General features: G+C 69.5%; 24 protein-coding genes and 1 pseudogene. 7 read left to right on the forward strand and 18 right to left on the reverse strand.

Annotated features, from left to right (window positions below; translation table 11 throughout):
- Window positions 1–278: 278 nt before the first annotated feature.
- Both ABD256_RS07350 and ABD256_RS07355 read right to left on the reverse strand, forming a co-directional pair.
- Window positions 279–1136: a siderophore-interacting protein gene (locus ABD256_RS07350; protein ID WP_344414899.1), complete on the reverse strand. Its 858-nt coding sequence runs from the start codon at window positions 1134–1136 to the stop codon at window positions 279–281.
- On the reverse strand, window positions 1136–3367 hold the full coding sequence (locus ABD256_RS07355; protein WP_344414901.1) for an ATP-binding cassette domain-containing protein: 2232 nt from the start codon (window positions 3365–3367) through the stop codon (window positions 1136–1138). The genes ABD256_RS07350 and ABD256_RS07355 overlap by 1 nt, the downstream gene beginning before the upstream one ends.
- A 155-nt stretch (window positions 3368–3522) precedes the next feature.
- Here ABD256_RS07355 and ABD256_RS07360 point away from each other — a divergent pair, with 155 nt between their 5' ends.
- Genes ABD256_RS07360 through ABD256_RS07370 form a run of 3 tightly spaced genes read left to right on the forward strand, consistent with a single transcriptional unit; the run spans window position 3523 to window position 5243 of the window.
- Window positions 3523–4332: a TetR/AcrR family transcriptional regulator gene (locus tag ABD256_RS07360; RefSeq protein WP_344414904.1), complete on the forward strand. Its 810-nt coding sequence runs from the start codon at window positions 3523–3525 to the stop codon at window positions 4330–4332.
- Window positions 4329–4502 carry a hypothetical protein gene (locus ABD256_RS07365; RefSeq protein ID WP_344414906.1) on the forward strand — a complete coding sequence of 58 codons (174 nt, stop codon included), beginning with the start codon at window positions 4329–4331 and terminating at the stop codon, window positions 4500–4502. The genes ABD256_RS07360 and ABD256_RS07365 overlap by 4 nt, the downstream gene beginning before the upstream one ends.
- 33 nt (window positions 4503–4535) lie before the next feature.
- Complete coding sequence (locus ABD256_RS07370) at window positions 4536–5243, forward strand: RraA family protein (RefSeq protein WP_344414908.1); 708 nt, start codon at window positions 4536–4538, stop codon at window positions 5241–5243.
- A gap of 3 nt (window positions 5244–5246) precedes the next feature.
- On the opposite strand, the gene ABD256_RS07375 is transcribed toward ABD256_RS07370, so the two are convergent.
- The 5 genes from ABD256_RS07375 to ABD256_RS07395 all read right to left on the reverse strand — a co-directional run bounded on the left by ABD256_RS07375 (window position 5247) and on the right by ABD256_RS07395 (window position 8283).
- Complete coding sequence (locus tag ABD256_RS07375) at window positions 5247–5663, reverse strand: VOC family protein (protein WP_344414910.1); 417 nt, start codon at window positions 5661–5663, stop codon at window positions 5247–5249.
- A 10-nt stretch (window positions 5664–5673) separates the two neighbouring features.
- Window positions 5674–6132, reverse strand: coding sequence for a helix-turn-helix transcriptional regulator (locus ABD256_RS07380; protein ID WP_344414912.1), 459 nt, complete (start codon window positions 6130–6132; stop codon window positions 5674–5676).
- Window positions 6133–6156: 24 nt separating this feature from the next.
- On the reverse strand, window positions 6157–6504 hold the full coding sequence (trxA, locus tag ABD256_RS07385) for a thioredoxin (RefSeq protein WP_344414914.1): 348 nt from the start codon (window positions 6502–6504) through the stop codon (window positions 6157–6159).
- Window positions 6505–6515: 11 nt separating this feature from the next.
- Window positions 6516–6908 carry a MerR family transcriptional regulator gene (locus tag ABD256_RS07390; protein WP_344414916.1) on the reverse strand — a complete coding sequence of 131 codons (393 nt, stop codon included), beginning with the start codon at window positions 6906–6908 and terminating at the stop codon, window positions 6516–6518.
- A 130-nt stretch (window positions 6909–7038) separates the two neighbouring features.
- Window positions 7039–8283 (reverse strand): SGNH/GDSL hydrolase family protein, encoded by a 1245-nt coding sequence (locus ABD256_RS07395; RefSeq protein ID WP_344414918.1) that lies wholly within the window; start codon window positions 8281–8283, stop codon window positions 7039–7041.
- Window positions 8284–8586: 303 nt separating this feature from the next.
- Here ABD256_RS07395 and ABD256_RS07400 point away from each other — a divergent pair, with 303 nt between their 5' ends.
- Complete coding sequence (locus tag ABD256_RS07400) at window positions 8587–9291, forward strand: class I SAM-dependent methyltransferase (protein WP_344414921.1); 705 nt, start codon at window positions 8587–8589, stop codon at window positions 9289–9291.
- A gap of 13 nt (window positions 9292–9304) precedes the next feature.
- On the opposite strand, the gene ABD256_RS07405 is transcribed toward ABD256_RS07400, so the two are convergent.
- Complete coding sequence (locus ABD256_RS07405) at window positions 9305–10069, reverse strand: SDR family oxidoreductase (RefSeq protein ID WP_344414924.1); 765 nt, start codon at window positions 10067–10069, stop codon at window positions 9305–9307.
- Between the two features lie 101 nt (window positions 10070–10170).
- Here ABD256_RS07405 and ABD256_RS07410 point away from each other — a divergent pair, with 101 nt between their 5' ends.
- On the forward strand, window positions 10171–11013 hold the full coding sequence (locus ABD256_RS07410; RefSeq protein WP_344414927.1) for a helix-turn-helix transcriptional regulator: 843 nt from the start codon (window positions 10171–10173) through the stop codon (window positions 11011–11013).
- Window positions 11014–11146: 133 nt separating this feature from the next.
- On the opposite strand, the pseudogene ABD256_RS07415 reads toward ABD256_RS07410, so the two are convergent.
- The 6 genes and pseudogenes from ABD256_RS07415 to ABD256_RS07440 form a co-directional block, all read right to left on the reverse strand.
- Window positions 11147–11299: pseudogene (locus tag ABD256_RS07415) on the reverse strand (integrase core domain-containing protein); the annotation flags it as partial.
- A gap of 58 nt (window positions 11300–11357) precedes the next feature.
- The gene (locus ABD256_RS07420; RefSeq protein WP_344414929.1) at window positions 11358–12554 is read right to left on the reverse strand and encodes an SGNH/GDSL hydrolase family protein; all 1197 of its coding nucleotides are present in this window, start codon (window positions 12552–12554) and stop codon (window positions 11358–11360) included.
- Between the two features lie 22 nt (window positions 12555–12576).
- On the reverse strand, window positions 12577–13332 hold the full coding sequence (locus tag ABD256_RS07425) for a succinate dehydrogenase/fumarate reductase iron-sulfur subunit (RefSeq protein WP_344414932.1): 756 nt from the start codon (window positions 13330–13332) through the stop codon (window positions 12577–12579).
- A gap of 3 nt (window positions 13333–13335) precedes the next feature.
- On the reverse strand, window positions 13336–15225 hold the full coding sequence (locus tag ABD256_RS07430; protein WP_344414934.1) for a fumarate reductase/succinate dehydrogenase flavoprotein subunit: 1890 nt from the start codon (window positions 15223–15225) through the stop codon (window positions 13336–13338).
- Window positions 15226–15290: 65 nt separating this feature from the next.
- Window positions 15291–16124: a hypothetical protein gene (locus ABD256_RS07435; protein WP_344414936.1), complete on the reverse strand. Its 834-nt coding sequence runs from the start codon at window positions 16122–16124 to the stop codon at window positions 15291–15293.
- Entirely contained in the window at window positions 16121–16417 is a 297-nt protein-coding gene (locus ABD256_RS07440; RefSeq protein ID WP_344414938.1) for a hypothetical protein, read from the reverse strand. Before ABD256_RS07440 ends, ABD256_RS07435 begins: the two co-directional genes overlap by 4 nt.
- A gap of 287 nt (window positions 16418–16704) precedes the next feature.
- On the opposite strand from ABD256_RS07440, the gene edd reads away from it, so the two are divergent.
- Window positions 16705–18591: a phosphogluconate dehydratase gene (edd, locus tag ABD256_RS07445; protein WP_344414940.1), complete on the forward strand. Its 1887-nt coding sequence runs from the start codon at window positions 16705–16707 to the stop codon at window positions 18589–18591.
- Window positions 18592–18633: 42 nt separating this feature from the next.
- Window positions 18634–19254: a bifunctional 4-hydroxy-2-oxoglutarate aldolase/2-dehydro-3-deoxy-phosphogluconate aldolase gene (gene eda / locus ABD256_RS07450; protein ID WP_344414942.1), complete on the forward strand. Its 621-nt coding sequence runs from the start codon at window positions 18634–18636 to the stop codon at window positions 19252–19254.
- A gap of 14 nt (window positions 19255–19268) precedes the next feature.
- Here eda and ABD256_RS07455 read toward each other — a convergent pair whose 3' ends face one another.
- The 4 genes from ABD256_RS07455 to recA all read right to left on the reverse strand — a co-directional run bounded on the left by ABD256_RS07455 (window position 19269) and on the right by recA (window position 23279).
- Window positions 19269–20612, reverse strand: coding sequence for a cytochrome P450 (locus tag ABD256_RS07455; RefSeq protein ID WP_344414944.1), 1344 nt, complete (start codon window positions 20610–20612; stop codon window positions 19269–19271).
- 186 nt (window positions 20613–20798) lie between these two features.
- On the reverse strand, window positions 20799–21212 hold the full coding sequence (locus ABD256_RS07460) for a ClpX C4-type zinc finger protein (protein ID WP_344414946.1): 414 nt from the start codon (window positions 21210–21212) through the stop codon (window positions 20799–20801).
- 217 nt (window positions 21213–21429) lie between these two features.
- Window positions 21430–21957 (reverse strand): regulatory protein RecX, encoded by a 528-nt coding sequence (locus ABD256_RS07465; RefSeq protein ID WP_344415534.1) that lies wholly within the window; start codon window positions 21955–21957, stop codon window positions 21430–21432.
- A gap of 269 nt (window positions 21958–22226) precedes the next feature.
- Window positions 22227–23279, reverse strand: a complete 1053-nt coding sequence (gene recA / locus ABD256_RS07470) for a recombinase RecA (protein WP_344414948.1) — start codon at window positions 23277–23279, stop codon at window positions 22227–22229.
- Between the last annotated feature and the right edge of the window lie 73 nt (window positions 23280–23352).

Here is a 23352-nt window from a genome sequence, read left to right on the forward strand (position 1 = left end):
CCACAGCTCCCGCTGCGACACAAGGGAAGAAGTCTCCGACACCCCACCATTCTACCGCGACCACACCCCGGAATCGAACACACGATCGAGTGAACCAAACCCATCAAGTCCACAATGGACAAATAAAGAAATCGCGCTCCACCAAGGAAATCAGCACCCGTGATAGAACCGGACCACAACCCAACCGCCACCCGGACAACGAAAGCCCGCACCTCCCTCCCGTCCAAAGCCGTCAGTAGACCGCAGCTCAACACGACGAACCAACCACAACAGAAGACCTAATCCACCATCCGCTCCCGCGCCTCAGCAAGATCGTCCTCAGTCGGCGCGTCGTCCTGAGACAGTGACCGCCGCCAATGCCCGGTGAACTCGATAGTCCGCTTGGGAAAACCACGCTCCACGAGATTCCGCCGCAACGTACGAACCGCACCCGCCTCGGCGGCGAGCCAAGCGAAGGCCGCGCCATCCGGGAACTCCGCTTCCCGCACGGCATCGACGAGGGTCTCCCCTTGCACCGCGTTTCCTCGATGCAGCCACCGAACGGTCACCTCGCCCCGAGACGGCAGGCGCTGCTCTTCACCGGCGTCGGCGACTTCGACGAAGGCGAGCGCACGATGTCCCGCGGGCAGCGCTTCGAGGATGGATCCGATGGCGGGCAGGGCGGTCTCGTCGCCGGCGAGCAGGAGCCAGTCCTTTCCGGTAACGGAGTCCAGTAGCGGTACCGGTCTGGCGAACGTCGACGACGGACCGAACAGGGCGATCGTGTCACCGGGGCGCGCGGTACGGGCCCAGCGCGTCGCCGGTCCGATGTGGACGGTGTCGCCGTGCAGCACGAAGTCGATGTCGACCATGCGGCGCTCCCGGTCGTGGCGCCGGATCGTGTAGCTGCGCATCACCGGCCGTTCGTCCTCCGGGATCGCCGCGAACGCGGCGTACCAGCGGGCGAAGTCGCCGTCGGGCTCCGGCATCCGGGGCGCGGACTGGCCTTCACGAGGGAAGTACAGCTTGACCTGCTGGTCGGGTTCGAGCCGGTCGATCGCGGCCAGGTCGTCGCCGCCGAGTGTCACCCGCACCATGCGCGGGGTGACGGTGGCGGTCTCGACGACGTCGACGAACCAGATCGGTACTGCTTCCATCACTTCTCCTCGCTGAGGTAGGCGCGCAGGTGCCGGGCGGTCAGGGTGTCCGCGGTGCCGACGAGATCGGCCGGGGTCCCGGTGAACACGACGCGCCCGCCGTCGTGCCCGGCCCCCGGCCCGAGGTCGACGATCCAGTCCGCGTGCGCCATCACGGCCTGGTGGTGCTCGATCACGATCACCGTGTTGCCGTCGTCGACGAGCCGGTCCAGCAGGGCCAGCAACTGGTCCACGTCGGCGAGGTGCAGGCCCGTGGTCGGCTCGTCGAGCACGTAGGTCCCCGCACCCTCCGCCATGTGGATCGCGAGCTTGAGCCGCTGGCGCTCGCCGCCGGACAGCGTGGTGAGCGGCTGCCCGAGCCCGAGGTATCCGAGCCCGACGTCGGAAAGCCGGTCCAGGATCGTCCGCGCCTGCCCGGCGGGGAAGAACTCGCGCGCCTCCGTCACCGGCATCGCGAGTACCTCGCTGATGTTCTTGCCGCGCAGGCGGTACGTGAGCACCTCGGCGGTGAACCGCTTGCCCTCGCACTGTTCGCACACCGACGCGACGCCCGCCATCATCGCCAGATCGGTGTAGACGAGCCCGATGCCCTTGCAGTTCGGGCACGCGCCCTCGGAGTTCGCGCTGAACAGGGCCGCCTTCACGCCGTTGGCCCTGGCGAACGCGGTCCTGATCGAATCGAGCAGGCCGGTGTAGGTGGCCGGGTTGCTGCGGCGAGAGCCCCTGATCGCCGACTGGTCGACCACCAGCACGCCGCTCTCACGGGGCAGCGAGCCGTGGATGAGCGAACTCTTGCCCGACCCGGCGACGCCGGTGACCACGGTGAGCACGCCGAGCGGGATGTCCACGTCCACGTCGTGGAGGTTGTGGGTGTTCGCGCCCACAATGGACAGTTTCCCCCTGGGGGTCCGCACCACATCCCGCAGTTTCGCGCGGTGACCGAGGTGCCGCCCGGTGAGCGTGCCGGATTCGCGCAGCCCGGCCACGTCCCCGGAGAAGCACACCGTCCCGCCGTATGGCCCCGCGCCGGGGCCGAGGTCGACGACGTGGTCGGCGATCTCGATCACCTCGGGCTTGTGCTCCACCACGAGCACGGTGTTTCCCTTGTCCCGCAGGCGAAGCAGCAGGTCGTTCATCCGCGAGATGTCGTGCGGGTGCAGCCCGACGGTCGGCTCGTCGAAGACGTAAGTGACGTCGGTGAGGCTCGAACCGAGGTGCCGCACCATCTTCACGCGCTGCGCCTCGCCGCCGGAGAGCGTGCCGGACTCCCGGTCGAGGCTCAGGTAGCCGAGCCCGATCTCGACGAGCGAGTCCAGCGTTTCGCGCAGCGTCGTCATGAGCGGGCCGACGGCGGGGTCGTCGATACCGCGCACGAACTCCGCGAGATCATTGATCTGCATCGCCGCGCAGTCCGCGATCGAGCGCCCCTTGATCTTCGACGCCAGCGCCGCCGCGTTCAGCCGCGCGCCGCCGCAGGACGCGCACTCGGCGAACTTGACCGCCCTGTCCATGAAGGCGCGGGCCTGGCGCTGCATCGACTCCTTGTCCTTGCTCAGGAACAGCCGCTGCACCTTCACCTGCAGGCCCTCGTAGGTCATGGTGGCCGTGCCGACCTTGACCTTGACCGAGGTCTTGTGCAGGAGGTCGTGCCACTCCTGGTCGCTGTAGTCCTTCAGCTTCTTGTCCGGGTCGAGGAATCCACAGTGGACGTAGCCCTGCACGTACCAGGAATCCGTGGTGAACCCAGGCACGGTGATCGCGCCCTCGTTGAGCGAGCGCTCGCGGTCCACGAGCTGGTCGACGTCGATCGTGGACATCCGGCCGAGACCCTCGCAGCCGGGGCACATGCCATCCGGCTGGTTGAAGCTGAACGCGGTGGAGGCGCCGGCATGCGGTTCGCCGAGGCGGCTGAACACGATCCGGAGCATGGTGTGCGCGTCGGTCGCGGTGCCCACCGTCGAGCGCGAGTTGGCGCCCATCCGCTCCTGGTCCACCAGGATCGCCGCGCTCAGGTTCCGCAGCGAGTCCACGTCGGGACGGCCGAGGCTCGGCATGAACGACTGGATGAACGCGGTGTAGGTCTCGTTGATCAGCCGCTGCGACTCGGCGGCGATGGTGCCGAACACGAGCGACGACTTCCCCGAGCCGGACACGCCGGTGAACACCGTCAGGTGGCGCTTCGGGATGTCGAGCGACACGTCGGCGAGGTTGTTCTCACGTGCGCCCCTCACCTGGATCACGTCGTGGCTGTCGGCCTGCCGCGGTCTGGTGCTTGCTGCGCCCACCAAAAGTCCCCCTTGATATCTTTATGTCATAAGATGATAAAGCGAAGCGACTGGCCACGAAGTCGCCGGGCCAGGTTAGTTTATGCCGTAAGGAGATGCAAGTGGTGGTGTTCGCAGGCCAGGGCGACGCGCGGCGGTCGATGGCGTTGCTGTGGCGCGCCGACGCGCCTGCCGACGGTGCGGAGAAGCAGGCGCCCGGCCCGAAACCGGGACTGAGCGTGGACGACATCGTCTCCGCCGGGATCGAGGTCGCCGACGCCGAAGGGATGGCGGGGCTGTCCATGCGCGCGGTCGGCGAACGGCTCGGGCGCACCGCGATGGCGCTCTACACCTACGTGCCCAGCAAGAACGAGCTGCTCGACCTGATGTTCGACCAGACGCTCGCCGAACTGCCCGCCGAGTACGACCTCGGCGGCGGGTGGCGCGCGGCGCTCACCGCGTGGGCGGAGGAGGCCGTCGAGTTCAACGTACGGCACCCGTGGGTGCTTCAGGTTTCCGAGGCGCGCCCGGTGCTCGGCCCCAACGAGTTCGTGGTGCTCGAATCCATCCTCCGGATCCTGCACGAGACGGGGCTCGGCTCGGCCGAGGTCCGCGGCGCGGTGTCCGCGCTGTCCCATTTCGTCCGGGGTGCCGCGCAGGTGATCGCCGACGCGCGGACCGCGGCGAAGACGACCGGTGTGTCCGACAACGACTGGTGGTTCTCCCGCTCGCCGCTACTGGACGAAGTCTCCCCCGATTTCGCCGACCGGTTCCCGATGATCGCGAAACTGGAAACCGAGAACCCGGTCGAAGAGAACGGCCTGCCACCTGAAGACACGCCGTACATGGAACTGGCGGCGCGGAAGACCTTCGCTGTCGGGCTCACCCTGCAACTCGACGGCATCGCGGCCGCGATCGCGAAGCGGACGTGACGGCAGGCGCTGCCCGGCACGGCGAGGTGTCGGCCGCGCTCGGCTCGCTGAGCGACGAACGCCTCGGCGCGCTCCTCGCGGCGGCCACCCTCTTCGAGCTGCCCCCGCGCTACCAGTACGGCATCGGTTCGAAGGGCGCCTCGACCGGGTGCGCCGCGAAATCGGCTTAGCGCTTCCGGGTCCGCGTTGGTAGTAATCGAGGTATGGATTCCGCCGAGCTCCGCCTCCGGTTCGACTCACTGACCACCGCCCACGTGGCCGACGGCTGCGTCCGCGCCGGTGTCGCGGTGCGCTGCGCGCCCGCCGGGACGCACACCGCGGTGCCGGGTGGCCGCGTCGCGGGGCAGGTCCGACCGGCTCGGCACGTCGGCAGCGTCGACGTGTTCCTGGAGGCCTACGACTCGGCCGCGCCCGATGACGTGCTGGTCGTCGACAACGGCGGACGGCTCGACGAGAGCTGCGTCGGGGACCTGGCCGTGCTGGAGGCCAGGGGCGCCGGGGTGGCGGGCGTGGTGATCTGGGGCCTGCACCGCGACTCCGCGGACATCCGCGAGATCGGGTTGCCGGTGTTCAGCCTCGGCTCGCTGCCGACCGGGCCGCTGAGCGTCCGCGAGCGCCCTGCCGACGCGCTGACCTCGGCCGTGGTCGGCGAGTGGACGGTCGGCCGCGAAGACGTGGTCTTCGGTGACGACGACGGCGTGCTGTTCGTCCCGCTGGCCGAAGCGGACGGGGTGCTCGCACGGGCCGAAGGCATCCGCGACACCGAGCGGCGCCAGGCGGAGCGGATCATGGCCGGGACGTCCCTGCGCGACCAGGTGGGCTTCGACGCCTACCTCGCCGCGCGACGGGACCGGCCCGCGCTCACCTTCCGCGAGCACCTGCGCGCCGTCGGCGGGGCGATCGAGGAATGACGGTCAGCCCTTGCTGGCCTGGTTGAACCGCAGCAGGTTTCCGGCGGGGTCGCGGAAGGCGCAGTCCCGCACGCCGTAGGGCTGGTCCATCGGCTCCTGCACCACGTCCGCGCCCGAGGCCTGGATGCGCTCGAACGTCGCGTCGACGTCGTCGCTGGCGAACAGGACGGCCCGCAGCATGCCCTTGGCGAGGAGTTCGGTCAGCGCTTCCCGGTCGGCGTCGGACGCGTTCGGGTCGGCGCTCGGCGGTTCGAGCACGATTTCGAGATCCGGCTGCGCTGGCGAGAACATGGTCACCCAGCGCATGCCCTCGAAGCCGACGTCGTTGCGCACTTCGAGGCCGAGCACGTCGCGGTAGAACCCGAGTGCCTTGTCATGGTCGTCGACGGCGATGAAGCAGTGGGAAACTTTGAGGTCCATGGGATGGACACTAGGTCCCGCTGGGACGCTTCGCTTCTCGATTCCTGATCGGTCGCGTGTGGATCTTCGCGAAGCACGCCGGGATCGGCGCGCCCGCGTCGTGGCTCCGCGCGCGGTAGGCGCTCGGGCTTTCCCCGACCAGCTCGCTGAACCGCGAGCTGAACGTGCCGAGCGACGAGCAGCCGACCGCGAAGCACACTTCGGTGACCGACAGCTCCCCCAGCCGCAGCAGCGCCTTCGCCCGCTCGATCCGGCGGGTCATCAGGTAGCTGTAGGGCGTCTCCCCGAACGCCGCGCGGAAGCTCCGGGAAAAGTGCCCCGGCGACATGAGCGCGTCGCGCGCGAGCGCGGGCACGTCCAGCGGCTGCGCGTAGTCGCGGTCCATCCGGTCCCGTGCCCTGCGGAGCCGGACCAGGTCGTCGAGCGTCACGCCCTCAATGGTCACACACCACGCCGGGTGACCGGGCATGTTCGAACCGCGTGCGCCGCCAGGTCACCCGCCGAGCGCGGCGTCCACTTCGGACAGCAGCCGCGCCTTCGGCCGCGCGCCGACGAACGCCCGCACCGGCTCGCCGTCGCGGAACAGCATGATCGTCGGCAGCGACATCACCTGGTAGTCGCGCATGCTCACCGGGTTCTCGTCGGTGTTGATGCTGCACACCGTGAGTTCGCCCGCGCGTTCGCGCGCGATCTCGGCGAGCACCGGGCTGATCATCCGGCACGGCGGGCACCACTGCGCCCAGAAGTCCACCAGCACCGGCTTCCCGTGCTCCAGCACCTCCTTGGCGAAGGTCTCGTCCGTGATCGCGTGGACCTCGGCCGCTCGTTCGATGGACGTCATGGGTCACTCCTTCACTCGGTACCCGCGCTCGGGACGCGGCACGGATCGGGCTGCTTCGCGAGCGCGTCGCCGAGCTTCGCCAGCAGGCTCGCGCGGACGTCGCCGAGCCGTTCGAGCAGGGCGTCGACCTCGGTGAGCTTCCGCTCGTAGACCTCGATCGAATCGGCGCACGAGTCACCGGTGTCGTGCCCGGCGCGCAGGCATTCCACGAACGGGCGGGTTTCGTCGAGGCTGAAGCCGATGGCCTGCAGCGTCAGGATCTCGGTGACGAGCCGGTGGTCCCGCTCGCCGTAGTCCCGGTAGCCGTTGGCCGACCGGCCCGCCTCCAGCAGGCCCTGTGCCTCGTAGAACCGCAGTGCGCGGGCGGTCGTCCCGGTCCGCTTCGCGAGCTCGCTGATCCGCATGAACCGAGCGTAAACGTTGACGCCGAGGTCAAGGAAAGCTCGACCGGGGCGGAAAATCGCGGGCCCGTGCCCGCCGCTGTGCCGGGGTTCCCACGAACCCGGCACAGCGGCGGGCTGAGTACCGCCGGGCTCAGAGGTCCGCGAGGCGCACGGCCGCCGCCATCGCCTGGTAACCCGCGTCGCCCGGGTGCAGGTGGTCGCCGCTGTCGTAGGCGGCGAGCATCCGGTCCGGGTTGGCCGGGTCGGCGAGCGCGCGGTCGTAGTCGACCACGGCGTCGTACTCGCCCGAGGTCCGGATCCAGGCGTTGAGCGCGTCCCGCACCGCTTCGCCACGCTCCGTGTAGTAGTCGGCGCCCTGGAACGGGGGCAGCGTGGCACCGATCGCCTTGATGCCCTTCGCGTGCGCCTTCCCGATCAGCGCCCGGTGCCCCTCGATCAGCTGCTGTGCGGTCACCTCCGGGTTCGGCGTGAAGCAGTCTCCCAGCCCGCCCGCACTGGACCCGATGTCGTTGATCCCCTCGAGCACGATCACCGAGCGCACGTCCGGCCGCTCGACGACGTCGCGCTGGAACCGGGCGACGCCCTTCTCCCCGAAGCACGTCGAATCGTTGAGCACCCGGTTGCCGCCGATGCCCTCGTTCAGCACGCCGAAGCGCCCGTGCAGCCGCTCGGCGAGCCGGTCGGGGTAGCGCCGGTCAGCATCCGCAGTGGACGCGGCCCCCTCGGTGATCGAGTCGCCGAACGCGACCACGGTGTCCCGCCGCAGCGGCGGCCCCAGCACGTCGACCCCGGTGAAGACGTACCCCGAGCCGGAGGTTTCGGTGAACGCCCCGGGAGCGGTGTCGGCCGAGTGGTCGCCGTTCGCCCGGTACGAGGTCGCGTTGGCGAACCCGTGGTAGGTGACCGGGCCGGTCGGGGTGGCGAAGTACAGCGTGACGGTGAGCCGGTCGAGCGGCGAGACCGGCAGCGGCGCCGGATCGCTCACGATCTCCGCGCCCGCCGGGATCGTGACTGGGCGCGCCAGGCCGAACGTGAGCGGGCGCACGGTCCCCTCGCGCACCGCGGCACCGTCACCGGAGCGGGCGACGGTGGCACGGGTGACGCGCAGCGGCGCCGCGCCGTAGGTGTTGGCGAGCCGGATCCGCACGGCGGGACCGCCCGCGCTCAGCCGCGCCACCTGGCGCACGCTCTGCTCCGAGAATCCCCGCACCGACCAGTTCTCCGCCAGTCCCGCCCCCGGCGCCTGCGGCGCGGACGCCCAGCTCCCGCTCCAGAGGCCGAGCCCGGCCGGTGCGGCCTCCGCCGGTGCCACGGACAGGCCCGCCGCCAGCGCGGCGGCACCCGCCACCGCCAGTAGTTTCTTGCCAAGTTTCATGTCCACCCCTGTCTCGATCCGATGAAACGGATCGTAGCGCCGGGCACCGACAATTCCGCGCGATCGGGACCGCGGATCAGTACGCGCGGAGCCAGTCGAGCACCACCGCCGCGGTCCACGACTGCTCCCGGCTGCCCCGGGTGCCCGCACCGCCGACCACTGTCCCATGTGGACAGAAGGCGGTCTTCGCCGGCTTGGTCGCCGATGAGGTGTTCTCCCCGCATTCGGTCGACGCGATGCTCTGAACGGCGGCTGCCTGCGTGGCGCGCGGGGGCTACTGTCCTGGCGGACTCGGAGGCGCTGATGCCGGGAAGACCGCACGAACGCACCTGGCAGCTCCCGCTGGGGCTGGCGGAGCAGGGGACGGTTCTCGCCGCGCTGCCCGATGTCCGCGGCCGTTCGGTGCTCGACGTGGGCTGCGGCACGGGCCGCTACCCCCGCGCGTACCGCACGCTCGGCGCGGGCAGGGTGATCGGCGTCGATTCGTCGAGGGAACTCGTCTCGCGCGCCCAGAACATCGAGGAGCACGATCCCGAAGGCGTCTCGTACGAGGTGCACGATCCGGGTTCCCTGCCGGTGCTGGGAAAGTTCGACGTCGTGGTGGCGATCAGGGTGCTCGGCGCCGCGGCCGACGAGGACGAACTGGACCGCGTTCTCGATGGGCTGACCGCGAACGTGCGCGCGGGAGGCACCCTTGTCGTACTGGTCGCCGAGCGGAACAAGCCGGAAACCCAGGAGCGGTACGGGTTTTCCGTCACCGAGGGCACCGCCTCGGAGCACCGGCTGGCCGTCACCACACTGGTCCGCGACGACCGGGCGTTCGAGTTCGAGGATTTCGTGCTGTGCCGTGGCGTGATCGAGGCGGCGCTCGTGCGCGCCGGGCTCACCGACCTCGAACGGCACGACGCGATCGTGCCGCCCGAGGCGTTGCTGGACCGCGGCCGGGACTACTGGGCCGCGCTGCTCGCCGACCCGCCGTTCGCGGTGTTCAGCGCGGTGAAGCGGTGAACCCTCAGCCGGGTCATTCGCCGTGGGGGTCGGCGGCGTTGAGGGTGGCGACGACCTGGTCGTAGTCACCGCGGGCCTCGCCGTAGCGGAGGAACTTCACGCGCTCCACCTGGATTTCGGTCGCGTCCGGCCGCTGCTCCAGCAAGGTGACCACTTCGTCGACGAACTCGTCGAGCGGCATCGCGAACTCGCTCTCGGCCTGGCCCGGCATCAGGTCGGTGCGCACGGCGGGCGGCTGGAGTTCGACGACCTTCACGCTCGTGTCGGCCAGTTGCAGCCGGATCGACTCGCTGAGCATGTGGATCGCGGCCTTCGACGCGTTGTAGCTCGGGGTGACCTTCAGCGGCGCGAACGCCAGCCCTGAGGACACGGTGAGCAGGGTGGCGTCCGGCTGGGCCCGCAGGTGCTCGATGAACGCGGCGATCAGGCGGATCGGGCCGAGCACGTTGGTGGTGACGATCGACTCCGCCGACTCCAGGAACGACTCCGGCCGGTGCCAGTCCTCGACGCGCATGATGCCCGCCATCGGCACCAGCACGTTGAGGCCGGGGTGCCGCGCCAGCACCTCCTTGGCTGCCGCGTCGATGCTCGCGGGGTCGGCGGTGTCGATCCGCACGGTGTCGAGACCGGGGTGATCGGCGGCGATGCGCTCGAGCAGCTCGGTGCGGCGGCCACCGACGATGACCGTGTTGCCCTTCGCCTGCAACTCGATCGCGAGGGCGAGGCCGATGCCGCTGGTGGAGCCGGGGATGAAGATCGTGTTTCCGGAGATGTCCATGACCCGAGTTTCACCGGCGGGGCGGTGCGGAGGCAGAGAGCGCTTATCGGGGGATTCGCGATCCCTGGTTGGCCGCGGGCGCGCGTTCCATACTGGACACCATGGATCGACCGGCACTGGCGAACTTCCTGCGTCTCCGTCGCGAAGCACTGCGGCCGGGCGATCTCGGGCTGCCCACCGGCGCGCGCCGTCGCACCCCCGGCCTCCGCCGCGAGGAGGTCGCCGGGCTCGCCGGAATGTCGGCCGACTACTACACCCGCCTGGAACAGCGTCGCGGCCCGCAGCCGAGCGCGCAGATGCTCAGCGCGCTCGCCAGGGCGCTGCGGCTCACCTCCGATGAACGCGACTACCTGTTCCGCGTCGCAGGGCACAACGCGCCCACGTCCGTGGTGGCGGCGACGCACGTGGCTCCGGCGCTCCTGCGGGTGCTGGACCGGCTCACCGACACCCCGGCGTTGATCCTGTCGAGTCTCGGCGAGACGTTGGTGCAGAACGATATGGCCCGCGCCCTGCTCGGCGACCGCTCCGGTTACCGCGGACTGGCCCGCAGCGAGGTTTACCGCTGGTTCACCGATCCCGCCGAGCGGCGCCTCTACCCCGAGGACGATCGCGACCGGCAGAGCCGGGCGCAGGTCGCGAACCTGCGTGCCGCGCACGGCGCGATGGGTCCGAAATCCGCTGCGGGTGAGCTGGTGCGGGCTCTGCGGGCCGCCAGTGCCGAGTTCGCCGAACTCTGGGAACGGCATGAGGTGGTCAAGCGTTTCGAGGACCACAAGGTGCTGCTGCATCCCGAGTTGGGGGCGATCGAGCTCGATTGTCAGGTGTTGTTCACCGAGGATCAGTCTCAGGCGTTGCTGGTTCTTACTGCGGCCCCTGGGTCTGACGGGTATGACAAGCTTCAGCTTCTTGCCGTGGTGGGGCAGGAGCGGTTCAGTACTTCTTGACGGGTTCTTCGGGGTTGCTTTGTTCGCGTGTTCGGTGGGCTCGGTGAGGCTTTACTGCACGCCTGCGGCGCGCCGTGGGAAACTGTCGCTCCACGGCGCGGATCGCGTCGTTGGTCACCGGCGACAGTTCCCCACGGACGTTATTGCACCAATGCACCCATTCGGCCGTCGAGATGGCCACCTCGGCAACAGCATTCCAGGGACCGCCTCGGGTTATCAATTCTTTCTTGCAGAGTGCGTTGACTGACTCTGCGAGCGCGTTATCGTAGGAATCGCCTTTCCGCCCCCACGGGGCCTGTCACGATCTCCGCGACGAACCCCCACCCACCGGATTCGTGTGACTCTCAGAGCGTCGCCGGGTCCACCACCGATGCCATCGCGTGGTAGCCGGTGTCGCCGGGGTGGATGTGATCGCCGCTGTCGTAGCCGGGGCGGATGCGGTGCGGGTCGGCGGGGTCGGCCACCGCGTGATCGAAATCGGCGACCGCGTCGTACTCTCCGGAGTTGCGGATCCACGCGTTGAGCCCGGCCCGCAGTGCCTCGCGGTGTTCGGTGTACCGGGGAGAGCCTTCGAACGGGATCACCGTGCCGCCGATCGCCTTGATGCCCTTGGCGTGTGCCATCGCGATGAGTGTGCGCTGTCCTTCGATCAGGCGCTCGACGGTCAGGGTGTCGTCGCTGGCGCCGATGTCGTTGATGCCTTCGAGGACGATCACCGAGCGCACGCCCGGCCGTGCCACGACGTCGCGGGCGAAGCGGGTGATCCCCGCTTCGCCGCCACCGGGATAGTCGGCGAGCAGGAAGTTGCTGCCGATTCCCTCGTTCAGCACACCGAACCGGCCGTGCAGGCGTTCCACCAGTTCGTCGGGATAGCTGTTGCCAGCGCCGAAAGTGGACGCGAACCCGTCGGTGATCGAGTCGCCGAAGGCCACCACGGCGGTGCGGGTGAGCGGCGGTCCCAGCGTGTCGGCGCCGGTGACGAGGTACCCGGCGCGCGAGGTCTCGGTGAAGGCGTCCGCCGAGGTGTCGGCCGCGTGGTCTCCCTGCGCTCGGTAGGCGAGATCACCGCCGAGCGCGTGGTAGGTGACCGGGCCGGTCGGCGCGGTGAACGACAGGGTGACGGCGAGCTTGTCCAATGGCGCCACCGGGAAGAAGGCTGGATCGCTGACGATCTCACCGCCGGGCGGGATCACCGTCGCCGGGCGGTACCCGAACGTCAACGGCCGCACGGAATCCGCCGCGGCGCCGCCACCGCTGCGGCCGAGGGTGGCGCCCGCGACCGGCAGCGGCGTTCGCCCGTAGGTGTTGGACAGGCGGATCCGCACGGCGGCGCCACCCGCGCTGACCCGCACCACCTGCCGGACGGTCTGGCCGGCGAAACCAGTGCCCGACCAGTTCCCCGGATCGGGTGCCTGCGGCGCGCTCGCCCAGACGCCGCGCCACCAGCCGAATCCGGCCGCCGCACTCGCGGGCGCGACCGGCGCGCTCACCAGTGCCACGGCCGCGAGCACGGACAGCCGCCGCTTGGTAGTCCTTTTCATTTGTCTCCCCAGTGGTCGTGCGTTAGTTCTCCTTGCGCCGGAACAGCTTGTTGCCGAGCCAGACGATCGGGTCGTACTTGCGGTCCGCGACGCGCTCCTTCATCGGAATCAGCGCGTTGTCGGTGATGTGGATGTGCTCGGGGCACACGTCGGTGCAGCACTTGGTGATGTTGCACAGCCCGAGGCCGTGCTCCTCCTGCGCCTGGTCACGCCGGTCGGCGACGTCGAGCGGGTGCATCTCCAGCTCGGCCACCCGCATCAGGTACCGCGGCCCGGCGAAGGACTCCTTGTTCTCCTCGTGATCGCGCACCACGTGACAGGTGTTCTGGCACAGGAAGCATTCGATGCACTTGCGGAACTCCTGCGAGCGCTCGACATCGACCTGCTGCATCCGGTACTCGCCCGGCTTCAGCCCCTCCGGCGGCGTGAACGACGGGATCTCGCGCGCCTTCGTGTAGTTGAACGACACGTCCGTGACGAGATCCCGGATCACCGGGAACGTCCGCATCGGCGTCACCGTGATCGTCTCGGACTCGGTGAACACCGACATCCGCGTCATGCACAGCAGCCGCGGCCTGCCGTTGATCTCGGCCGAGCACGACCCGCACTTGCCAGCCTTGCAGTTCCACCGCACCGCGAGATCGGGCGCCTGCGTCGCCTGCAGGCGGTGGATGATGTCGAGCACCACCTCGCCCTCGTTGACCTCGACCTCGAAGTCCTCGAGCCCGCCGCCGTCGATGTCGCCCCGCCACACCCGGAACTGACCTTTGTAACTCATGCCTCAGGCCTTCCTCTCCGGGTGCGTCGCGATCTCCGGTTCGGTGTAGTACTTCTCCAGCTCGGTGACCTCGAACAGCTCCAGCAGGTCCTGGCGGAGCTGCAACTGCTCCTTCGGCGTCACCGAGACACCGTCCCCGTCGGCGGCGCACACCAGCAAGGTGTTGCGCCACTTCGAATCCATCTTCGGGAAGTCGTCGCGGGTGTGCCCGCCGCGGCTCTCCGTCCGCTGCAGCGCCGCCTTCGCCACGCACTCGCTGACGAGCAGCATGTTGCGCAGGTCGAGCGCGAGGTGCCAGCCGGGGTTGAACTGCCGGTGCCCTTCGACGCCGACGACCGCGGCCTGCTCCTTCAGCTCACCGAGCCGCTCGAGCGCGCTCGACATCTCCTCCGCCTTGCGGATGATGCCGACCAGGTCGTTCATGGTCTGCTGCAGTTCCGCGTGCACGGTGTAGGGGTTGCGCACCGGGTCACGCTCGAACGGCGCCAGCGCGACCTTCGCGGCGTTGTCCACATCGGACTGGCTGACCTCGGGCCGCTTTTCGAGCGAGTCCACGTAGTCCGCCGCGCCGAGCCCCGCCCTGCGGCCGAACACCAGCAGGTCCGACAGCGAGTTCCCGCCGAGCCGGTTCGACCCGTGCATCCCGCCGGAGCACTCCCCCGCCGCGAAAAGCCCCTGCACCGTCGAGGAAGCGCTGTCCGGGTCGACCTCGATCCCGCCCATCACGTAGTGGCAGGTCGGGCCGACCTCCATCGGCTCCTTCGTGATGTCGACGTCGGCCAGCTCCTTGAACTGGTGGTGCATCGACGGCAGCCGCCGCCGGATCTCCTCGGCGGGCATCCGGGAGGCGATGTCGAGGAAAACGCCGCCGTGCGGCGATCCCCTGCCCTCCTTGACCTCCGAGTTGATCGCGCGGGCCACCTCGTCGCGCGGCAGCAGGTCCGGGGTGCGCCGGTTGTTGTCGGCATCGGCGTACCAGCGGTCGGCTTCTTCTTCGCTGTCCGCGTACTGGCCCTTGAACACGTCCGGCACGTACTCGAACATGAAGCGGTTGCCATCGGAGTTCTTCAGCACGCCGCCGTCACCGCGCACGCCTTCGGTGACGAGGATGCCCTTCACGCTCGGCGGCCACACCATGCCGGTCGGGTGGAACTGCACGAACTCCATGTTGATCAGGTTCGCGCCCGCGCGCAGTGCCAGCGCGTGCCCGTCACCGGTGTACTCCCACGAGTTCGACGTGACCTTGAACGACTTCCCGATGCCGCCGGTGGCCAGCACCACCGCCGGCGTCTCGAACAGGATGAACCGGCCCGACTCGCGCCAGTACCCGAAGGCGCCGGAGATCCGGTCGCCGTCCTTGAGCAGCTCGGTGACCGTGCACTCGGCGAAGACCTTGACCCGCGCCTCGTAGTCGCCGTACTTCGCGAAGTCCTCCTGCTGCAGCGAAACGATCTTCTGCTGCATGGTGCGGATCAGCTCGAGCCCGGTGCGGTCGCCGACGTGCGCGAGCCTCGGGTAGGTGTGCCCGCCGAAGTTGCGCTGGCTGATCCGGCCGTCCTTCGTGCGGTCGAACAGCGCCCCGTAGGTCTCCAGCTCCCAGACCCGGTCCGGCGCCTCCTTCGCGTGCAGCTCCGCCATACGCCAGTTGTTGAGGAACTTCCCGCCGCGCATGGTGTCGCGGAAGTGCACCTGCCAGTTGTCGTTGGCGTTGGCGTTGCCCATCGACGCGGCGCAGCCGCCCTCCGCCATCACCGTGTGCGCCTTGCCGAACAACGACTTGCACACCACCGCGACGCTGAGACCGCGCTCCCTGGCCTCGATGACCGCGCGCAGGCCCGCACCGCCGGCACCGATCACCACCACGTCGTAGTTGAGCCGTTCGACCTCGGTCATGAATGAAGCCACCTTCGTTGACGCCCGTTGACGTCGTTGTCCGTTGGGGTGTCGTGAGTTTCGAGTCAGTTCACGAAGCGCGGATCGGCGATCGCGCCGCTGGCCACGAGCATGACATAGAGGTCCGTCAGAACCAGGGTGCCGAGCGTGGTCCAGGCGAGCGGCATGTGCCGCGTGTTGAGCTTCGTGATCTGCGTCCACATCCAGTACCGCGCCGGATGCTTCGAGAAGTGCTTGAGCCTGCCGCCGGTGACGTGCCGGCACGAATGGCAGGAAAGCGTGTAGGCCCACAGCAGGATCACGTTGGTGAGCAGCACGATGTTGCCGAGCCCGAAGCCGAACCCGCCGCCCTTGCCGTGGAACGCCGTGATCGCGTCGTAGGTGTTCACCAGTGACACGAGCACCGCGACGTAGAAGAAGTAGCGGTGCGCGTTCTGGATGATCAGCGGCAGCTTGGTCTCGCCGGTGTACTTCGCGTGCGGCTCCGCCACCGCGCACGCCGGCGGCGACATCCACACCGAGCGGTAGTAGGCCTTGCGGTAGTAGTAGCAGGTCAGCCGGAAGCCGAGCAGGAACGGCAGCACGATGAAGCCGAGCGGGATCCACGACGGCAGCTCGCCGAACCAGTGTCCGAAATGGCTCGAACCCGGCACGCAGGACGCCGAGACGCACGGCGAGTAGAACGGCGTCAGGTAGTGGTAGTCCTCGACCCAGTACGCGGTGCGCACGAACGAGCGGATCGTCGCGTAGATGACGAACGTGGCGAGCCCGGCGGTCGTCAGCAGCGGCGACAGCCACCACCGATCGGTGCGCAGCGTCTTCTCGGCGATCCGGGCCCTCGACGGGGCACGGACGCCGGTGCCCGCCTGGCTCGACTCGTTACGAGCCGGCGCGCTCAACGCTGGTCACGCTGGTAGCCGCCGACACCTTCGTCGTCGGCGCCTTGCCATAGCGCTGGGTCGTACGGCGTATCGGGGACCACGACCACGTTGGCGCGGTCGTCCGGCTTGGCCTGCGCTGGCACCGGGGGCGCCTGGTCCAGTTCGCCCGCGTCGATTTCGAGCCGTTCCAGGTCGTTCGCGAGGCGTCGCACCGAGGACGCTTCGCCGTAGCGGGCACGCAACGCGCCGACGCACTGCCTCAGTTGCCCGATGGTGCGCCGAAGTTCGACCAGTTCCGTGGTGGTGGGCATGCGTACCTCCGCGTCGTTCGGGAGCACGGCCGTCTAACAGATCTCAGCCGCTGGTTCGACTGTGCCGTGCTGTGTGCTGTGTGACAAGTAGCACATGACCCCTACAGTGCGTGACGGGGGTCACGTTTACCTGCCTTCTGTATCGATTTTGAAACCCCGGTTCCCTTGGGTATTGTGGCCGCTGTCACGACCGAGCCACGTCAGCGCTGCCGTCGGCCAAACCACAAGGCGCGCGGCTTCCCTTGGCTTCGCCGACCCCGCGCGCCGCGAGGAGGACGAAGCTCGCCATGTCCCGCACCGCGGTTCACCCCGTCGTCGCCGAAGTCACCGCCCGCATCGCCGCGAGGAGCGCCGGGACGCGTTCCGCCTACCTCACCAGGACCGCTGCCGCGCACGAAGAAGGCCCGGTTCGCCGCGGCCTCGCGTGCAGCAACCTCGCGCACGGGTTCGCCGCCGCCGAAGGCGTCGACAAGAAGGCGCTGCGCGAGCTGCGGATGCCGGGCGTCGCGATCGTGTCCTCCTACAACGACATGCTCTCCGCGCACCAGCCGATGCACGAATACCCGGTGTGGCTCAAGGCCTCGGTGCGGGAAGCCGGTGGCGTGGCGCAGTTCGCGGGCGGAGTGCCCGCGATGTGCGACGGGATCACGCAGGGCCGTGCCGGGATGGAGCTGTCGCTGTTCAGCCGCGAGGTGATCGCGATGTCGGCCGCGATCGCGCTGTCCCACGACATGTTCGACGCGGCCCTGCTGCTCGGCGTGTGCGACAAGATCGTGCCGGGGTTGCTGATCGGCGCGCTGTCCTTCGGGCACTTGCCCGCGATACTGGTCCCGGCGGGCCCGATGAACTCCGGGCTGCCCAACAAGGAAAAGTCGCGGATACGCCAGCTCTACGCGGAAGGCAAGGCCACCAGGGAAGACCTCCTCGACGCGGAGGCTGCTTCGTACCACTCGGCAGGCACCTGCACCTTCTACGGCACTGCCAATTCGAACCAGATGGTGGTCGAGGTGATGGGCCTGCACTTGCCCGGCGCCAGCTTCGTCCAGCCGGGATCCCCGTTACGCCGCGCGCTCACCGAGGAAGCGGGCCGCCGCGCCGTCGCGTTGTCACGCGGCGAGGAGTACACGCCGGTGGCTGAGGTGATCGACGAGCGCGCCGTCGTCAACGGCGTGGTCGCACTGCTCGCCACGGGCGGGTCGACGAACCACACCATGCACCTCGTCGCGATCGCCGCGGCCGCCGGGATCCAGCTCACCTGGGACGATTTCGACGAGCTGTCCCGCGTGGTGCCGCTGCTGGCGAACGTCTACCCGAACGGCAGCGCCGACATCAACCACTTCCACGCCGCGGGCGGCGTCCAGTTCCTCGTCGGCACATTGCTCGACGCGGGCCTCCTGCACCCCGACGTGCGCACCGTCGCGGGCGCCGGGCTGCACCGGTACCGCACGGAACCCGTTCTGCTGGAAGGAAAACTCGTCTGGCGCGAGGTCGAGACCCGCAGTCTCGACGAATCCGTGCTGCGCCCCGCGTCGAACCCGTTCGCCCCCGACGGCGGGCTGCGGATGCTCACCGGGAACCTCGGCAGCGCGGTGCTGAAGGTGTCCGCGATCGCGCCGGAACACCGCGTGGTGCGCGCGCCCGCCCGCGTGTTCACCACCCAGGACGGCTTCGACCGCGCGTTCAAGGCCGGCGAGCTGGACCGCGACGTGGTCGTGGTGATCCGCGACCAGGGCCCGCGCGCGAACGGGATGCCCGAGCTGCACGGGCTCACGCCGGCGCTCGGCGTGCTGATGGACCGCGGCCACCGGGTCGCGCTGGTCACCGACGGCCGGATGTCGGGTGCCTCCGGCAGGATCCCGGCCGCGATCCAGCTGACCCCGGAGGCCGCGGCGGGCGGCCCGGTCGCGCGTGTGCGCGACGGCGACCTCCTCCAGCTCGACGCGACCACGGGTGAGCTGGACGTCCTGGTGAGTGCGACCGAGCTCGCGTCGCGCGAGCTGGTGGATTGCCCGCCCGAGGAGGCATCCTGGACCGGCACCGGTCGTGAGCTGTTCGCCGCGCTGCGGCGGGCGGTGGGACCGGCGGACCAGGGTGCGAGCGTGTTCGGCGCGGTGACGCCGGAGCACTTCGGCCGTCCGGCGCATCCGTCGGAGTCCCAGCAGACCCTGGCCTGACCGCTGCACTCCGAGTCAGGCCCGATACAGGAGGTACTACCCGTGACGACCGGTCCCGACCTGCTCGCGCTGTCCCCCGTGCTGCCCGTCGTCGTGGTGGACGACGCCGCGGACGCGGTCCCGCTGGCGAAGGCGCTGCTCGCCGGCGGCGTCGAGGTCATCGAGCTGACGCTGCGCACCCCGGCGGCACTGGCCGCGATCGAGCGGGTCGCGGCCGAGGTGCCGGGCATCGCGGTCGGCGCGGGCACCGTCACCTCGCCCGGCCAGGCCAAGCAGGCGGCCGACGCGGGCGCCGCCTTCCTGGTGACCCCCGGCTGCACGGACCGCGTGCTCGACGCCGCCTTCGACACCGGGCTGCCGTTCCTGCCCGGCGCGAGCACGGTGTCGGAGGCGATGCGGCTGGCGGAACGCGGGCTGAGCGCGCTGAAGTTCTTCCCCGCCGAAGCGAGTGGCGGCGTGGACTACCTGAAGTCGATCGGCGGGCCGCTGCCGTCGCTCCGGTTCTGCCCGACGGGCGGGATCACGCCGGAAAGCGCGCCGCGCTACCTGGCGCTGCCGAACGTGGGTTGCGTCGGCGGTTCCTGGCTCACCCCGAAGGATGCCTTGGCGGCCAAGGACTTCGCGCGCATCGAGACGCTCGCCAGGGCAGCCGCCGCGTTGTAGGCCCGCCGCGGTGATCAGCGGTGGCGTGCGAGCACCACGCGTCCGCCGCGACCGGGCATGAACGCGATGCCGTGCCGCCGGGCGGGTTCCCGGCGGCACGCGGCCGGGGACACGTCGTAGCGCCGCAACACCTCGGCGAGGAATGTCGTCGCCTCCAGCATCGAGTACTGCGCGCCGACGCAGCGCCGGGCGCCGCCGCCGAACGGGATCCAGCTGTTCACCGCCGGGCTTCCCCCGGCGAACCGCCCCGGCCGGAACCGTTCCGGATCGGGGTGGTGCACCGCGTTGTGCTGCACCGCCGCGATGCTGGGCGCGATCTCGGTCCCGGCCGCCAGCTCGTACCCGGCGATCTCCATCGGTTCGACCAGCCGCCGGGTGACGTGCGGGATGAGCGGGCGGACCCGCAGTGTTTCCTTCACGACCGCGTCCAGGTACTCGTCGTCGCGTTCGTCGGCGGCCCGCTGCGCCCTGCGCAGCACGGGCGGCCGCAGTGCCAGCTCGTACAGCGACCAGACCAGCGCCGCGCTGGTCGCCGAATACCCGGCCAGCACCAGGGTGGTCACGTGGTCGCGGACGGTTCGGTCGGACAGCCCGGCGCCCGCCTCCCGGTGCGACAACAGCCCGTCGAGGAGGTAGCGGCCGGTCGCGCCCGCCGCCCGCCTGGCGCCGATCTCGGTGCGCAGCAGGGCGTCGTAGCGGTCGCGGGTGTTCAGGTAGCGGCGCCACGGCCCAACGCGCTGCAGCGCCGGGAAGAACCAGCCCGCCAATACGGTGGGCGTGACCCGTGACAGTGCCTCGACGTGCGTTCGCAGCGGCGCTAACCGCGCGGTCTCGTGATCGCCGAAGACCACCCCGAGTATCACGTCGAGGCACAGCCGCTCGACCCGTTCGACCAGGCTGACCGGCTGCCCCACCGGCCAGCGGGCGACGTGGCCGGCGACCGTCTCGGTGATCGCGGCGCGGTGCGCGTCCAATGCCGCGCCGGTGAGCTGGCGCAGCAGCAGCTGACGGGTCCGCTGGTGCTCGCCGGCCTCCATGAGCATCAGGGACCCCTCGCCCATCAACGGCGCGAAGATCGCGTTGGCGTGACCGCCGTGCACCTTCGCCGGGTCCGCGGCGAAGACCTGCCTGATGTGCGCGGGATCGGCCAGCAGCACCAGGTCGCGGCCGCGCATCCCGGTCCGCACCTTCCAGACGTCGCCGTACCGGCGGTGCCACCGCAGCGTCGATCGGTCGGGATGGCGCATCAGCGCCAGCGATTGGAGTTGCGGTGGCAGCGCGGGCCCCGGCGGGGTCGCCCGCTCCGGGCAACCCGTGTTCACTCCACCAGCGCTCAGTGCCTGGGCCTTGTTCCACACTCGGGCGATTGTCTGTGCCGAGGAGCCGGCACGACCGGCTCGCGGGGAGAATCTGCCTCAGTGGTTTCGAATGGTGCCGCAACGGGCATGAATGCACCGCCGGGAGCCTCCGGAGGTGGCACGCCGACGCGCGAGCCTCGACGCGCGGGAGCGGCAGCGCGCCACCGTCCGGGCGACTCCGCGGTGCTATTCCTCGCCGGAGAACCGCTCCCAGGCCGATTGCCGCGCCATGCCGAGCGCCTGCCCGATCTGCGACCACGTCGCCCCCAGCGACCGCGCTTTCGCGACCCAGAGTGCGAGGTTGCGCTCAGCCTGTTCCCCTGCCGCCGCAACGGAACCGAGGGTCGCGAGCACCGCGTCGAGGGACATCTCGCGGTCCCACGGCGCCACCGGCGAGTCCCAAGCGGACTCGCCGGACTCAGCGGACTCGCCGGACTCAGCGGACGTGCTGGTCGCACCGGCGATGACCTGCGCGGCCAGCGCCACGCATCCGTCGCAGATGAACACTCCTGGCCCAGCGACCAGCTTTTCCACCTCGCTGTTCGGTTTCCGGCAGAACGAGCAGCTCGCGATCGTCGACCGCTCCTTGACTTCGGACATGGGTCCCTCCTCGTGTCAGGCGGAACCTTACATGTGTCAGGTGTTTCCTGACAAGCTTTGCTTTTCGCGCTCGGAACGACGTGGACCGAACCCTTGCTGGAGGATCCCCGTGTCGTCGTCCAAGACGACCGGGTGCCGCACCTGAAGTTCAAGGTGCGCCGCTGGCCGGATCCCGGCCGTTTCTTGCGTTTTCCGGTGCACCGCACCAGTTTCGAGGTCAGTCGCTGACGGCGTCGTCGAGGAGGGTCGACTCTGCGCCGACGTCGCGGAGCGTTTCGCGGATGACCTGGTACGCGAGCCCTTGCGGATATCCCTTGCGGGCGAGCATGCCGAGCAGCCGCCGGGTGACGGTCTGCTCGTCGAGGGTGGTCATGGTGCCGAGTTTCTTGCGCACGAGCTCGCGTGCGCGCTGTTCCTCGGCTTCGCGGTCGACCTCGCCCGCCGCTTCGACCGCGGTCTCACCGTCGACGCCCTTGCGCTTGAGCTCGGCGACGAGTGCGTTGCGGGCGAGCCCCTGATGGGTGTGGCGGGACTTCACCCACAACTCGGCGAACGCCGCGTCGTCGACAAGCCCGGCGTGATCGAGCTTGACGAGGAGCGTCTCGCGGGTTTCCTCGTCGAACCCCTTGCGGCGCAAGGCCTGCCGCAACTCGTCCTTGGTCCGCGGCCGAGCCGCCAACAGATCGAAACACACCGCCTTGGCCGCCGCCGCCCGCTCCCGAGGCGCCAACTCGGCCGGATCCACCTTCCACCGCCCCACCACGACGATCCCTCCGTTCATGCTCCGATCAAGTCACGCGCCCTAAAGTCGCCTAAGGCAGAAGAAAACCACGCTCGAATCAGCCCACTTCCCCGCAAGCACAGCCCGGCGCTGGTCACGAATCACCGTGTCCAGCGCCCGTCAGGGCAGGGAACTCGCACCGCGGGGGTCCGGGGACCGCCCCCGGGCAGTACCTGAATGGCGGGTCTTAGGTGAGCGTGTTCCGCGAACGTGGCTCACCCCGACCCCGGCATTCAGAAGTCGACCGGTGCCGGAACCGCGGCGAGCTTCTCATCGGTGTCGAGCTGGGGGCCGATACCGAGCTTCTCCTTGATGCGCTTCTCGATCTCGTTGGCGATGTCGGGGTTCTCGCGCAGGAACTTCCGCGCGTTCTCCTTGCCCTGCCCGAGCTGGTCGCCCTCGTAGGTGTACCAGGCACCGGACTTGCGGACGATGCCCTGGTCGACGCCCATGTCGATGAGCGAGCCCTCGCGGGAGACACCCTGGCCGTAGAGGATGTCGAACTCGGCCTGCTTGAACGGCGGCGCGACCTTGTTCTTGACGACCTTGACCCTGGTGCGGTTGCCGACGGGCTCGCCACCGTCCTTGAGGGTCTCGATGCGGCGCACGTCGAGCCGGACGGAGGCGTAGAACTTCAACGCCTTACCGCCGGTGGTGGTCTCCGGGGAGCCGAACATGACGCCGATCTTCTCGCGGAGCTGGTTGATGAAGATCGCGGTGGTGCCGGAGTTGCTCATCGCGCCGGTGATCTTCCGCAGCGCCTGGCTCATCAGCCTCGCCTGCAGGCCGACGTGGTTGTCACCCATCTCGCCCTCGATCTCGGCACGCGGCACGAGCGCGGCCACCGAGTCGATCACGAGGATGTCGAGCGCGCCCGAGCGGATCAGCATGTCCGCGATCTCGAGCGCCTGCTCACCGGTGTCCGGCTGGGACACCAGCAGCGCGTCGGTGTCGACACCGAGCGCCTTGGCGTATTCCGGGTCGAGCGCGTGCTCCGCGTCGATGAACGCGGCGATCCCGCCGCCACGCTGCGCGTTCGCCACCGCGTGCAACGCGACCGTGGTCTTACCGGAGGACTCCGGGCCGTAGACCTCGACCACCCGGCCGCGGGGGAAACCACCGATGCCGAGCGCGACGTCGAGCGCGATCGAGCCGGAGGGGATGACGGCGATGGGTGCGCGGCCCTCGTCACCGAGGCGCATCACCGAGCCTTTGCCGTACTGCTTGTCGATCTGGGCGAGGGCCAGCTCGAGCGCCTTGTCCTTGTCCGGTGCTGCTGGGGGCATTGGAGTCCACCTCGTTGGTCGTGGAGCCTGTGGGCTTGGTTCGGTTGTCTGCTTGCCGGTCCGACGCTACGGG

Source organism: Amycolatopsis minnesotensis, from assembly GCF_039529815.1.
GTDB lineage: Bacteria > Actinomycetota > Actinomycetes > Mycobacteriales > Pseudonocardiaceae > Amycolatopsis > Amycolatopsis minnesotensis.

Excerpts from the sequence above, each read along its gene's own strand:
- ABD256_RS07425 (WP_344414932.1), bottom strand. The coding sequence starts at position 13,332 with ATGAGTTACAAAGGTCAGTTCCGGGTGTGGCGGGGCGACATCGACGGC.
- recA (WP_344414948.1), bottom strand. The coding sequence starts at position 23,279 with ATGCCCCCAGCAGCACCGGACAAGGACAAGGCGCTCGAGCTGGCCCTC.
- trxA (WP_344414914.1), bottom strand. The coding sequence starts at position 6,504 with ATGACGTCCATCGAACGAGCGGCCGAGGTCCACGCGATCACGGACGAG.
- ABD256_RS07395 (WP_344414918.1), bottom strand. The coding sequence starts at position 8,283 with ATGAAACTTGGCAAGAAACTACTGGCGGTGGCGGGTGCCGCCGCGCTG.
- ABD256_RS07380 (WP_344414912.1), bottom strand. The coding sequence starts at position 6,132 with ATGCCCGGTCACCCGGCGTGGTGTGTGACCATTGAGGGCGTGACGCTC.
- ABD256_RS07400 (WP_344414921.1), top strand. The coding sequence starts at position 8,587 with ATGCCGGGAAGACCGCACGAACGCACCTGGCAGCTCCCGCTGGGGCTG.
- ABD256_RS07375 (WP_344414910.1), bottom strand. The coding sequence starts at position 5,663 with ATGGACCTCAAAGTTTCCCACTGCTTCATCGCCGTCGACGACCATGAC.
- edd (WP_344414940.1), top strand. The coding sequence starts at position 16,705 with ATGTCCCGCACCGCGGTTCACCCCGTCGTCGCCGAAGTCACCGCCCGC.
- ABD256_RS07350 (WP_344414899.1), bottom strand. The coding sequence starts at position 1,136 with ATGGAAGCAGTACCGATCTGGTTCGTCGACGTCGTCGAGACCGCCACC.
- ABD256_RS07370 (WP_344414908.1), top strand. The coding sequence starts at position 4,536 with ATGGATTCCGCCGAGCTCCGCCTCCGGTTCGACTCACTGACCACCGCC.
- ABD256_RS07420 (WP_344414929.1), bottom strand. The coding sequence starts at position 12,554 with ATGAAAAGGACTACCAAGCGGCGGCTGTCCGTGCTCGCGGCCGTGGCA.
- ABD256_RS07460 (WP_344414946.1), bottom strand. The coding sequence starts at position 21,212 with ATGTCCGAAGTCAAGGAGCGGTCGACGATCGCGAGCTGCTCGTTCTGC.
- ABD256_RS07410 (WP_344414927.1), top strand. The coding sequence starts at position 10,171 with ATGGATCGACCGGCACTGGCGAACTTCCTGCGTCTCCGTCGCGAAGCA.
- ABD256_RS07405 (WP_344414924.1), bottom strand. The coding sequence starts at position 10,069 with ATGGACATCTCCGGAAACACGATCTTCATCCCCGGCTCCACCAGCGGC.
- ABD256_RS07440 (WP_344414938.1), bottom strand. The coding sequence starts at position 16,417 with ATGCCCACCACCACGGAACTGGTCGAACTTCGGCGCACCATCGGGCAA.
- ABD256_RS07390 (WP_344414916.1), bottom strand. The coding sequence starts at position 6,908 with ATGCGGATCAGCGAGCTCGCGAAGCGGACCGGGACGACCGCCCGCGCA.
- ABD256_RS07430 (WP_344414934.1), bottom strand. The coding sequence starts at position 15,225 with ATGACCGAGGTCGAACGGCTCAACTACGACGTGGTGGTGATCGGTGCC.